The organism is Pedobacter sp. CFBP9032 (assembly GCF_034045265.1).
Taxonomy (GTDB): Bacteria; Bacteroidota; Bacteroidia; order Sphingobacteriales; family Sphingobacteriaceae; genus Pedobacter.
The window spans coordinates 395,228-408,542 of record NZ_JAXCWE010000002.1; the positions used below are offsets into that span (position 1 = coordinate 395,228).

General features: G+C 37.7%; 9 protein-coding genes. 6 read left to right on the forward strand and 3 right to left on the reverse strand.

Features of this window, described 5'->3' with window-relative positions; all coding sequences use genetic code 11:
• Window positions 1-93 precede the first annotated feature (93 nt).
• The 3 genes from iscU (at window position 94) to SOM16_RS05515 (ending at window position 3,019) form a co-directional block, all read left to right on the forward strand.
• Window positions 94-507: a Fe-S cluster assembly scaffold IscU gene (iscU, locus tag SOM16_RS05505; protein ID WP_010602054.1), complete on the forward strand. Its 414-nt coding sequence runs from the start codon at window positions 94-96 to the stop codon at window positions 505-507.
• An 85-nt stretch (window positions 508-592) separates the two neighbouring features.
• Window positions 593-919, forward strand: a complete 327-nt coding sequence (locus SOM16_RS05510) for an iron-sulfur cluster assembly accessory protein (RefSeq protein ID WP_320462987.1) — start codon at window positions 593-595, stop codon at window positions 917-919.
• A 183-nt stretch (window positions 920-1,102) separates the two neighbouring features.
• The gene (locus SOM16_RS05515; RefSeq protein WP_320462988.1) at window positions 1,103-3,019 is read left to right on the forward strand and encodes a long-chain fatty acid--CoA ligase; all 1,917 of its coding nucleotides are present in this window, start codon (window positions 1,103-1,105) and stop codon (window positions 3,017-3,019) included.
• A gap of 81 nt (window positions 3,020-3,100) precedes the next feature.
• On the opposite strand, the gene SOM16_RS05520 is transcribed toward SOM16_RS05515, so the two are convergent.
• The 3 genes from SOM16_RS05520 to SOM16_RS05530 all read right to left on the reverse strand — a co-directional run bounded on the left by SOM16_RS05520 (window position 3,101) and on the right by SOM16_RS05530 (window position 7,314).
• On the reverse strand, window positions 3,101-4,504 hold the full coding sequence (locus tag SOM16_RS05520; protein ID WP_320462989.1) for a glycoside hydrolase family 28 protein: 1,404 nt from the start codon (window positions 4,502-4,504) through the stop codon (window positions 3,101-3,103).
• Between the two features lie 47 nt (window positions 4,505-4,551).
• On the reverse strand, window positions 4,552-6,180 hold the full coding sequence (locus SOM16_RS05525; protein WP_320462990.1) for a sodium/sugar symporter: 1,629 nt from the start codon (window positions 6,178-6,180) through the stop codon (window positions 4,552-4,554).
• 126 nt (window positions 6,181-6,306) lie between these two features.
• The gene (locus SOM16_RS05530) at window positions 6,307-7,314 is read right to left on the reverse strand and encodes a LacI family DNA-binding transcriptional regulator (protein WP_320462991.1); all 1,008 of its coding nucleotides are present in this window, start codon (window positions 7,312-7,314) and stop codon (window positions 6,307-6,309) included.
• A gap of 358 nt (window positions 7,315-7,672) precedes the next feature.
• Here SOM16_RS05530 and SOM16_RS05535 point away from each other — a divergent pair, with 358 nt between their 5' ends.
• Genes SOM16_RS05535 through SOM16_RS05545 form a run of 3 tightly spaced genes read left to right on the forward strand, consistent with a single transcriptional unit; the run spans window position 7,673 to window position 13,265 of the window.
• On the forward strand, window positions 7,673-8,560 hold the full coding sequence (locus SOM16_RS05535; protein WP_320462992.1) for an inositol oxygenase family protein: 888 nt from the start codon (window positions 7,673-7,675) through the stop codon (window positions 8,558-8,560).
• A gap of 53 nt (window positions 8,561-8,613) precedes the next feature.
• A complete protein-coding gene (locus SOM16_RS05540) occupies window positions 8,614-11,655 on the forward strand; it encodes a TonB-dependent receptor (protein ID WP_320462993.1) in 3,042 nt (1,013 codons plus the stop codon).
• 11 nt (window positions 11,656-11,666) lie between these two features.
• The gene (locus SOM16_RS05545) at window positions 11,667-13,265 is read left to right on the forward strand and encodes a RagB/SusD family nutrient uptake outer membrane protein (RefSeq protein WP_320462994.1); all 1,599 of its coding nucleotides are present in this window, start codon (window positions 11,667-11,669) and stop codon (window positions 13,263-13,265) included.
• Window positions 13,266-13,315 lie beyond the last annotated feature (50 nt).

Below are 13,315 nucleotides of genomic sequence, written 5' to 3' on the forward strand. Positions count from 1 at the left end.
TGGAACCCACAACTTGCAACCCGTAATACACGACCTATAACGCATAAATATTAAACAAAATCATCCCGTAAGGGATTTAAAGAAATAGAAATTATGGCATATTCAGAAAAAGTAATTGACCATTACAATAACCCACGTAACGTAGGTACATTAAATAAAGACAGTAAATTTGTTGGAACAGGATTAGTTGGTGCACCAGAGTGTGGCGATGTAATGCGTTTACAAATTGAAGTAAGTGAAGATAACGTAATTACAGATGCTAAATTTAAAACATTTGGTTGCGGTTCTGCAATTGCTTCTTCTTCTTTAGCTACAGAATGGTTAAAAGGAAAAACAATTGATGAGGCTTTATCTATCGACAACATGGATATCGTTGAAGAGTTGGCTTTACCGCCAGTAAAAATTCACTGCTCAGTACTTGCAGAAGATGCAATTAAATCTGCCATTAACGATTACCGTGTTAAAAATGGTTTAGAGGCAATTGTTTTAGAAAAATCACACCACTAATTAAAGTAACAAGTATTTAGTATCAAGTATCGAGACGACAGTTCGATTTTTTTATCTTGATACTTAATACTCAAATCTCGATACTATGATTACCATAACCGATAAAGCAAAAAACAAAATTGACCACTTAATGCAGGATTCTGAAATGGGTTCTGATTATTTTTTACGTGTTTCTGTAAAAGGTGGTGGATGTTCTGGATTATCGTATAATTTAGATTTTGATAACGAAGAGCAAAAAGGCGATCAGTTTTTTGAAGATAGAGGAATCAAAATTGCATTGGATATGAAATCATTCCTTTATCTGGCCGGAACTGAATTAGATTTTACCGATGGCTTAAATGGAAAGGGTTTTAACTTCGTAAATCCAAATGCCAGCCGCACTTGTGGTTGTGGCGAAAGTTTCTCCGTTTAGTTAAATCAACTCATATTAAAAAGGTTCCATAAATTATGGAGCCTTTTTTGCGTTTGATTCATTTATTAAAATGTAATAATAGCCCAAGCGCACTCAAACACATTTAAAATCTTCTGCCAATTTGCTTTTTTAAACCAAAAAGCATTATTATTGTTAATTATAACGAACACCAAATAACGAGCAATGCCATTAATTAATGAATTTTCGACAGTCCCTACCCTGTTGAGAAATGTTGTAAAAAACATTCATAAACCTAAGGATACTTTTTTAATCCATAAACAGGGTACCGAATGGATTGAAATTTCATATGAGGATACCCTCAAAAGAGCAGATGCAGTATCTGCATACTTTTTAGAAAAGGGGATCAAAAAAGGTGATTGTTTAGGTTTAATGATTGAAAATTCGCCTGAGTATGTTTATTACGATCAAGGCATTCAGCAAATTGGTGTAATTAACGTATCTATCTATCCAACCCTTTCTGAACAGGAAGTAGCTTATATTATCAATGATTCTGGAATAAAAGGCATTCTGGTAGGGAATAATTTTTTATACAGAAAGGTGTTGAAAGTAGCAGCTAATTGTAAGAATTTAAAATATATCATACCTGCTTTTAATGATTATGAAAAAGTGACTATTCCTGCTGATGTAGAGGTGGAAGTAATTGCGTTTTCTGATATTCTGGCACTTAAACATCAGGTTACCGCAGCAGAAAAAGCGGAGATTGAGCAATGTAGAAATTTAATTGAACCAAACGACGTCTCTTCCTTAATTTACACCTCTGGCACCACAGGGACACCAAAAGGCGTAATGCTTACCCATTATAATTTTGTTAAGAATGTTGAAGTTTGTTTGCAACAGATTCCTGTAATCGACAAGACTGAAACTTTCCTTTCCTTCTTGCCCCTATCGCATGTATTTGAGCGTACGGCAACGTATCATGTTTGCTGTGCACAAGGCTGTAAAATTGCTTTTGCTCAAAGTTTGGAATTATTAGCAAAGAATATGGGCGAAGTTCGTCCGACAGTGATGAGCTGCGTACCGAGGTTGCTGGAAAGAATCCACGATAAAGCCATCAAATCCGGAACGGCTGCTGGTGGTACGAAAGCAAAGATATTTACCTGGGCATTGGAGACAGGAAAAAACTACAGAGAAATTAAAGAGGCTGGGAAAAGTCCGGGATTAATTTTATCTAGTAAAAAAGCCATTGCAGAAAAATTAGTATTCAGTAAAATAAAGGAAAAAACCGGCGGACGCTTAAAGTTTATGATCTCTGGTGGTGCTGCCCTGCCAAAAAATGTAGGTGAGTTTTTCGGAGATTTAGGCATCAAGATTTTGGAAGGATTTGGCTTAACCGAGACCTCTCCTGTAATGTCGGTTACTGAATACCACCGACAAGTTTATGGTACCGTAGGACGTGTAATTCCAGGTATCGAGGTTGGCATTCAGGATATAGACACAAAAAGGATCCTGAACATTCAAACTCACGATACGTTTGAGGAAGGTTTTGAATGTGAAGAAGGAGAAGTGATTGTTCGTGGCCATTGCGTAATGAAAGGTTATTTTAATAAACCTGCTGAAACCGCTGAAGCCATTGATAAAGAAATGTGGTTTCATACTGGCGATATTGGCCGTTTCTATAAAGGTAATCTTCAAATTACCGATCGTTTAAAAAACATGATCGTTAATGCTTACGGGAAGAATGTTTATCCTACACCCGTAGAAAATATCTATTTAAAAAGCCCGAAAATTGATCAGTTGTTTTTAATTGGTGACAAACGCGAATTCATTACAGCGATTATCATTCCCAATAGAGAAACTCTGGAAGAAACCTTCAATTTAAAACCTGCATTTTTTGATCAGCCGGAGGCTTTTATTAGCGAAAAAGAAATTATTGACTGGATGGAGGTCGATATAAAGAAAATCTCCAATGAATTAGCAAAATTCGAACGAATAAAGAATTTTAAAATTAAACGTAATCCGTTCAATATAGATGAAGGGGAAATTACACCAACAATGAAAGTTAAACGCCGAATTGTAGAAAAGAAATACACGGATGCGATAAACGAAATGTATGAAGAAGGTATTGAAACCGAAGGGTAACAAGAGTTGCTATAAGATAAGTTACTAACTCTAATGGCCTCATCGCCAGGAGTTAGTAACTTTTGAATTGTATTAAAAATACTAGCGCTCTTTAAAACTCACTAAATTAATCTTCTTTACGTTTTTCTGCTCCAATGCCTTTCCGGCGTAAGATGGCTTGTTTGGTCCCCAAATAACTTCACAATTATTTACGCTGATAGCCCCTGTATTTTCAAAGTAAAACCCAGCAATTTTACTCTTCACTAATCCCACCACATTGCTAGGTCTGCGGTCATAAATCCCACCAGGTTCTTTTGTTGTTTTGTTTAACTTAACACTCACCTGATCAAAGTTAATATTAGAGATTTTATCCTGACTTTCGCCACTAATATAAACCCCACTTTCACCAGTACAACGAATATTACTAAAATAAATGTTGCTTACTGCACCTACATTTCCCTTGGTTTGGCCTTTAGGTAAACGCCAGCCCGCATCTTTGTTGTTTGCCGTTGCTCTCGGGTAAGCGGTAATGTAAATGGGTTCCGATTTGCCCCACCATACATCAGAGAATAGCTTAGCTTCAATTAACAGGTTGGAGAAAATAACATCGCTCACTGTTCCTTCATCCCTGTTCTGGATGCCAATACCACGATTACTATTTACAATATTGCAGTTATTGATCAAGACTTTACTAATCCGATCCATATTCTCTGAACCGATTTTAATGGCACAAGAACTTGAAGTCATGGTGCAATTGCTGATTACGATATTTTCGCAGGCACCATATTCTTCAAACTCGCGACGGTTTTTGAGGCAGATACAATCATCGCCAGATTCGATATAACAGTTGGTGATTCTCACATTTTTACTGTGATCCAGATCAATACCGTCGCTATTTCTGATTTTAATACTATTTAACAAAGTAATATTGGAAATCGAAACATCATTACAGCCGATTAAGTGAACGGTCCAATAAGCAGAGTTTTGAAAAGTCACCCCATCGATATTTAGCTTTTTACAATCAATAAGCGTTAATAAATGCGGTCTTGGATCTATGATATTAAATGGCTTCAACACGTAAGAATCTTCCAGCTCCTCACCCATAAAAGAAATCCCATTTCCATCCAAAATACCGGTTCCGGTAATGCTAACCTGTTCTAATTTTTCACCACCTATCCAAATGGTACCCTCGCCCTTATTTTCTCTAAAGGCACTTTTAGTGTATAGTTTTTCATTAGGGCTGGCCAGAATTTTAGCACCACCTTCTATTCTTAAATCAACAAAAGATTTAAGATCAAACGGACCACTCAGATAAACATGACCTGCAGGCACCAGAACCTGGCCTCCCCCAGCCGAGGAACAAGCATCAATTGCTTTTTGAATAGCAGCAGCATCGTTGGTTTTACCATCGCCAATGGCACCATAATTTTTAATATTAAACTTTTGTTGGGCAATTGCATGGAAAGAAATTAGCAGCGAAAAGACAATCAGGATCTTAAATTTCATTTTATTAAAGTTGTTTCATTTTTTAAAGATTGATAATTTGATAGCACTTACCAGAATACCGTGTAGAGTGCTGCTAAAATACCGCAAATAATTACCGCAGCAACGGTAAATGCCGGTGTTACTTTAAACATAGACCGATCAATCTCAAGGCCCTGTGGATTATTTTTACTTTTTGGATCAGTTAATGTTACCAAAACCATCAGAATAATAATGATTACGAACACCCACGACATTCGGTTAAGGAATGGGATGGCTGGGATCCATCCATCAGATAGTACCGGTAAAAATTTGAACAGCATGGAAAGTGGAATGGTGAGCAATGCTGCTGAAAGTGCCGCCCTGGATGTCGTTTTTTTCCAGAAAAAGCCGAGTAGGAAAATGGCAAATACACCAGGAGAAATAAAACCTACATACTCCTGAATAAACTGATAAACCTGATCAAAACTTCGTAAAGCTGGCGCCACCACGATCGCAATTAAGGAAGCAATCACTACAGACCATCTCCCGACAGCGACTAATCTTTTTTCGGAAGCATTTGGTTTGATGAACTTTTTATAAATATCGAGCGTAAAAATAGTAGCTATACTGTTTGATTTTCCGGCAAGCGAAGCCACAATTGCAGCAGTTAAAGCAGCAAAGGCCATTCCTTTAATTCCAACAGGTAATAAATTCATCAGTACCGGGTAAGCATGATCTGGCTTTACTACACCGCTGGCATCAAGCATTTCTTGCTGAAAATAACCCCGTTGGTACAATACAAAAGCTGCGATGCCAGGAATCACTACGATAACAGGAATCAATAATTTTAAAAAGGCTGCAAAAATTAACCCACTCCGCCCGGTTTTTAAATCAGCACCGAGTGCCCGCTGCACAATATACTGGTTACAGCCCCAATAGTTTAAGTTATTAATCCAAAGTCCGCCTACTAACACGGCAATACCTGGCAATTCGTTGTAGAACTTATCCCCTTTAGAAAAAATCATATGAAAGTGATCTGAAGCTTCTGATCGCAACAACGGAAGGGCGCTCAGTACCGTTTGTGTATCTAATTTTTCGGAAACCAGTTTCAGTGCCATATAACAAGTGATTAATCCACCTGCAACCAGCACAATTACCTGAATCACATCTGTATAGCCGATTACTTTCATTCCGCCTAAAGTGATGATTGCCGAAAAGATGGCTAAAAATATGATACAGGTGCTAAACGGAATTCCGGTAATGGTTTCGATGGCGATGGCACCAAGAAAAAAGATAGAGGTTAGGTTTACAAATACATAAACTAAAAGCCAAAACACAGCCATCAAAGTACTCACGGTATTGTTATATCGCTGAGAAAGAAACTGGGGCATGGTGTAAATTTTATTCTTCAGGTAGATAGGAAGAAAAAATATAGCCACAATAATTAACGTTGCTGCAGCCATCCATTCATAACTGGCGATGGCAAGCCCCATGGCGAAGCCTGAACCAGACATCCCAATGAAATGTTCTGCGGAAATGTTGGAAGCAATAATTGAGGCGCCGATTGCCCACCAAGTTAAAGAGCCTTCAGCCAAAAAATAATCTTTTGTATCAGTTTGCTTCTTCTTCTTGCTTCGATAAACCCAATAGCCATAAGCAGATACAATTATAAAATAGATAAAGAAAACGGCACAATCTAGTGCAGAAAGATGATTCATATCGGGGTGGTGTATATCTGGTTTGTCTAAAAATCAGAAAAAAAATGAACCTTCACTGCTTTCTACTTTTATTTAATTACGTAAACGTTTTCGGTAGCATGTTCGTTAAATTTGCTCAAAATGTATTTAGCAGCCTGTAGATCCTCTTTTGATCAGCGTTGATTTTAAGACAATATCGTGGTCATCACCCTGGCCCTTTTTGTTCAACATTTTAAATAAACAAGTGGCGGCTTCACGGCCAATCTCAAAAGCGGGTTGAGTAATCGTGGTTAATGATGGGTTAAGCAGGTGGGCTGTAGCCTGATTAGAAAAGCTAATGATTTTTATATCATCTGGAATCTGAAATTGAAGCGCTCTGCAGGCAGTATAGGCAGGAATAACAAACTCTTCTATTGATGAAAAAAGTGCATCTGGCTGATGCTGAATAAGTAATTGTCTGATTTGTTCCAGGTTTTTTTCTTCATCCTCACAATATTTTATCACCAACTTTTCATTCATTTTTAATCCGTTCGCTTCCATGGCATCTTTATAGCCACAAAACCTTTCCTTACCTGCAGGAAGATTTTCTAAACCATAGAGGTAAGCAATTTTTTTACAGCCACAAGCTATTAAATGAACGGTGGCTTCAAATGAAATGTTGTAATCATCTGTGGCTACATTATAGGCATCAAGGTCTTTGTAAACGCGATCAAAAAAAACCAAAGGTATTTTCTTTACCAGATTTTTATAATAATCACCATTGTATTCACTGCTTGATACTGAAGTTAGAATTCCATCTACCCTGCCGTTTAGAAGACTATTGGTGAAGGACATTTCCATTTCAATATCTTCATGAGTTTGATAAATTAGCACATGGTGACCATATTTACGGGCAATTTCTTCTATTCCTTTAATGGCTAATGAAAAGAAATTATTGGCTATGAATGGAATAATGACAGCAATAGTTTTGGTTTTATTGCTACGTAAATTGCTTGCCGCAGGGTTTGGTGTATAATTGAGTGCTTTTGCCAGATCCCAGACCCTATTTTTTGTTTTCAGACTGATTTCATAGCTATCGTTTAGCGCCTTAGAAACTGTTGCAATAGAAATATTGAGTTCTTGCGCCAATCGCTTAATATTAACTTCTCCGGCCATCCCTATAGTTACTTGTGTTTTGTTTGTTTATAATACGAAACCAGATCGCTTCATTTATTTGGTTATCATAAGGCGTTTTAAAATTTATGGTTCTAAAATCCTCGTTACGAAAATATAAAATAATAGTGATATAATCTGAGCCAGAAAAGACAGGCCGACACACTAATAAAAGACTGTTAGTTAGATTTTTAACATTACAATCATTTCTTTCATCAAAACATTACCTCTTCCTAAAGTAGATTAAAATCGAATTTTACTTAATCGTTTAAGTAAATAAATTCATCAAAAAATAAAAGTTTAGCCTTTCAAAAACTCAACTTTATAGAACCAAAATTCATTTAACCAAATTTCTAATCTTATGAGAAACGAAAACATAGTTTCACAGGATGATCAAAATCCTTTGAAAAATCTTGATCAATGGGAAGAGGATTTATTAGTCCGTTACCCTGATCCAACCAGCATAAATGCCGATAAAAAGGAAGACCAGTTCAGAAACTATGAAGCGACTGAAAAAGATGGTGTAAAAGAATTTTATCGCCTGAACCATACCTACCAGACTTACGATTTTGTTCAGCAGAAAAAAGCAGCGTATTTAAAATTTGATAAGGAAGAAATGCCTATTTGGAGTGCATTTGATTTCCTGAACAAACTTGTTGATGATTCTGATCCAGATACTGATTTAGACCAAATGCAACACTTGCTTCAAACTTCAGAAGCTATTCGCAATGATGGTCACCCAGATTGGATGGTATTAGTTGGACTGATCCACGACATGGGGAAAGTGCTTTGCTTATACGGCGAGCCACAATGGGCAGTTGTAGGCGATACATTTCCTGTTGGATGTGCCTATTCTGATAAAATAGTCTATCCTGAATTTTTCAGTTCAAATCCAGACTTTAATAATCCACTTTACCAAACAAAGCTTGGCGTATATACGCAAAACTGTGGTTTGGATGCTGTAGATATGTCATGGGGCCATGATGAATATGTATATCACCTGATGAAACCTTACCTACCGGAATCTGGATTATACATGTTGCGCTATCACTCGTTTTATTCGCAACATAGAGAAAATGCCTACGACCATCTGATGAGCGAAAAAGATCATGAAATGTTTAAATGGGTAAGATTATTCAATCCATATGATTTATACTCAAAAAATCCCAATCAAAAAAGCTGGGAAGAATTGCAACCTTATTACCAGGCCTTAGTAGCCAAATACCTGCCACCAACCATCAAATTTTAATTTAATAACTACATAACCAAACAAATCATTTATGAACTTAACTCAACAGACTTATGGGATTTAACTTTACTTTTTTTAAGTCTAGCTTCTTTGTATTACTACTTCTGATTTTCGGACAGTCTTTTAACACAGCCTATGCCCAAACTGATCGTAAAATATCTGGTAACTTACTGGATAACACTAACCAACCAATTATTGGCGCATCCGTTGCTGTAAAAGGCACCACTAAGGTAACCTCTACAGGAGCCGGCGGATCTTTTACCATCTCTGCAAAAACAGGTGACAAAATTGTTTTCAGCTTTTTAGGCTATCAAACCAAGGAGCTTGCTGTTGGTGCGCCATCAACTTATCAGGTCATCATCAGCGAGGCGAGCTCATCACTTACAGATGTAGTGGTAGTAGGTTATGGCAAGAGCACCAGAAAGGCTTTAACGAGTTCAATTTCAACAGTTAAGGGAGATGACTTAAACAAAGGCGCGATCAGTGATGTTGGCCAGATGTTGCAAGGTAAAGTACCCGGATTAAACGTAAGTCGCAGTGGCGATCCAAATCGAAATGCAGCAATTATTATGCGTGGCGCTTCTACCCTTCGCGAAGGAGCACAATCGCCGTTATTTGTAATTGATGGTGTTGTTGGTGCTGATATTTCTATTCTTGCACCTGATGATATTGCTTCGATTGATGTATTGAAAGATGCTGCCGCAGCTGCCATTTATGGTAATCGTGCTGCCAACGGTGTGATTATGGTAACCACTAAAAAAGGTATTGCCGGACAGACTCAAATTGCTTATAACGGGTATTTTGGTGTGGAAAATGTATCCAATAGATATGATATGATGGATGCAGATCAGTTGCGTGCGTTTCTCGCCAAAAATAATTCTGCATTAACACCAGCTAATGATAAAGGTGCGAATACAAACTGGCAAAATGAGGTACAACGAAGTAATGCAATGTCTCAAAATCACAATATTTCTTTAAGCGGAGGCACAGAAAAAACTACCTATAATGCCAGCGTTAACTATTTTAAGCAGCAAGGAATTATAAAGACGAGCGGTCTTGACCGTTTTATTGGCCGTATTGGTGTAGAGCAGAAAGCACTTAACGACAAATTGAAAATTTCGTTTAATTTAAGCAACTCTGTAAGCAACGCAGATCTTGTTCCATATAGAAATACGATTCTTTCGCAAATGCTTACCTATTTACCAACGGCTCCAATCAAAAATCCCGACGGGAGTTATTTCGATAATTTAGTTCAAACCAGCTATTACAATCCAGTATCAATGTTGGAAAATGCGAAAGAAAACCTTAAAAACAAAAACATTTTAGGGAACTTAAGTGCTAATTTGAAACTACCTTTTGGATTTAGTTATGATGTTAATATTTCTTATCAGAACACTCAAAATGTATATGGCGCTTTCTATAACAGCATCTATACTTCGAGATATAATAACGTTAGAAATACACCAGATCCACCTGCAAACCCAACATTTGTTTCACTTGTGGGCCAGAATGGTGTTGCCATCAGAAATGCTTATCAAAACACGAACAAAATTTTAGAAACCTATTTAACCTGGAATAAAAAGTTCGGCGATCACGACATTAACGCGGTGGTAGGTTACTCCTACCAACAATCTCTAAACAATGATGGTTTTCAATCTACTTCAACAAACTTTCCGGTTAATGATGTAGGCTACAATAACCTCAGTTTAGGAAACCCATATGCAGTGAGCGATTTTAGAGTTGATTTTAATCCAGGAGTTACGTATCAGGAAATTTTGATGATTTCTGATTTCGCAAGGGTAAATTACAATTATAAAAATAAATTCTTAATTCAAGGATCGATCAGAAGAGATGGTTCAAATGTGTTTGGCAGAAACGAACAATGGGGTTATTTCCCATCTGTTGGTGCAGGCTGGAATATTGACCAGGAAAACTTCTTGAAAAATCAAAATGTAATCAGAACCTTAAAATTACGTGGAAGTTATGGTATTGCCGGGAACTCATTGGGTTTTGCACCATTAACCACGAAATTAATTTACGGTCAGGTTGGCCAGTTTTATTACAATGGTTCACCGAGAGAAGGTGCTTTTGGAGCCGTACAGAATGAAAATCCAGATTTACGTTGGGAAAAAACTGCAACCACAAACGTTGGGGTTGATTTTGGATTATTCAATGGTAGATTAAGTGGATCAGTTGATTGGTATGATAAAAGAACTACCGACTTAATTCTAAGTTTTGATGTCGATCAGGCACTTTATCCTTCAGGTTCGCTTACTGCCAATGTTGGAAAACTAAGCAATAGAGGTCTGGAATTTGTTTTAAATGGCAGCCCGGTAATTTCTGATGATTTTAGCTGGACAACAGGCATCAATCTTGCTCATAATGTGAACAAAGTTATTACACTTTCAGACAGTCGTTTTAATATCGACAACAGGTTGACGGTAACACCAGATGGTGCCGGACAAAGTGGTGCCTCCTTACAAGTTTTGGCACCCGGCCAAGCGATCGGAACATTTTTCACATTGAAGTACGCAGGTAAAGATGCAAATGGTGTATCTCAGTATTTTGATGCTGCCGGTAACATTAAAACGCAAGGTTTACTCAATAGAACGGACTATTACATTCTTGGAAACGCACAACCGAAGGCATTAATTGGCTGGTCAAATAATATCAGATACAAAAACTTCGACTTAAGTGTTTTTATGAGAGCAGTTCTGGGAAACAAAATTATGAATGTAACCCGTGCTGATCTATTCCGTCCGAATACAGCACAGTTTACTAATATTCCCGTAGAGGTTGAAAATGAATCTCCTGCTGATTTTAACTCTTACCGTTATTCGAGCAGGTTTCTTGAAAACGGCAGTTACCTTCGTTTGGATAATGCTACGCTGGGTTATACTTTCAAGAAAGGCCTGATTAAAGGTGTAAACTCATTACGTCTATATACAACTGCCAACAATTTATTTGTGATTACCGGTTATAAAGGGATTGATCCGGAGATTAACCAGGGAGGCGTTGCGCCAGGTGTAGATACCAATAACTTCTACCCTAAAACCAGAACATTTTTATTCGGTTTAAACGTATCATTTAATTAAAATTAATGAAGATGAAAAATCTTACTAAATATATTGCAGGAGCAGTACTAACACTGGGTGTATTAACATCTTGCCATAAGCTGGACTTAAAAGTAGAAACACAATTAACTCCGGAAACTTTTCCGCAAACTGCACAACATTTCATTCAGTTAACCGGCCAGGTTTATGTGCAACTGCGCCAGGGATGGAGCACCGATTACTTTTTTATGCAAAGTTTAAGTACCGATGAGGCCATTATGCCTGCCCGGGGTGGTAACTGGTATGATGGCGGTACTTACGAAATGCACCATAAGCATACCTGGAATAAAGATAATGGCCATGTAAATAGTGGATGGTCGTGGCTTTCCGGTGTAATTAGTAAAGCAAACCAGAGTTTATTTTTACTAAAAAATGCACCTGATTCTCCGGCAAAAACTACAGCTATAGCAGAACTGCGGGCAACCAGAGCCCTGGCTTTTTATATGATGATGGATCTTTGGGGAAACATTCCTGTTGTAACTACGTTCGGCGAAACCACCTCACCAGAAACAAAATCAAGAACAGAGGTATTTAATTTTATTGAAACTGAACTTAAAGAGATATTGCCAGACCTGAGCATTACCACCGGAACCGCTATCTATGGCAGACCAAATAAATACACTGCTTACGCCATACTGGCAAAAATGTACCTCAATTCGGAAGTTTACACGGGTACTGCTCGATACAATGAAGCCGTTGCCATGTGCGATGCCATTACTACTGCAACTGGAACTCCTTATAGCCTGGAATCTGATTTCAAAAAAATGTTTTTTATTGATAATGGACCTCAGATAAAGGAGTTTATTTTTGCCATTCCTTATGATCCGGGATATAGCAACGGGTTTATGATCTATTCGAGATATTCTTTACCTCGATCTTTACAAGCCAAATACAGCCTGAAACATACGCCAAGTGCACCAATGAGCACTTTGCCGGAGTTTTATGCTAATTTTAATGATCCTAACGATAAACGAAATGCCCAATGGATTAAAGGACCACAGACTTTGAATGATGGCAGACCCGTAACCGTTGCAACTACTAAAAGGGGTTACGATCAGTTTTATACAGGTGCTGATGCTTCCTCTCCAATCACTTACCAGGTAGACATTACCCCTGCTGTTACATTGAGAGATGCATCAAGACCGTTTGATGCCGGAAATGATGAAATTGCCTGGAACATGGGGTATCGCAACAATAAATTTTATTGTGATAGCACTTCATCAAACAGAAACCAGAATAATGATGTGCCAATTTTCAGATTGTCGGATATCTTATTGATGAAAGCTGAAGCGATACTAAGGGGCGCGACGCCAACGCAAGGTCAAACTGCTTTGTCATTGGTAAATCAATTGAGATCTGTTCGTACCACCTCACCAGCATGGACATCAGTTACACTGGAAGATTTATACAAAGAACGTTGCAGAGAACTTTCGTGGGAATGCTGGCACCGCAATGATATGATTCGTTTTGGTAAATATGAGGGAAGATGGGGCTTTAAGACTGATGCACAAACGTTCCACCGCTTAATGCCGATTCCGGCATCAGCGATGATTTTGAATCCTAAGTTGAAACAAAATCCTGGTTATAATTAAATATTGAATGATGATTAGAAGAACTTTCTCTGCAAACTATTTGGAGAAAG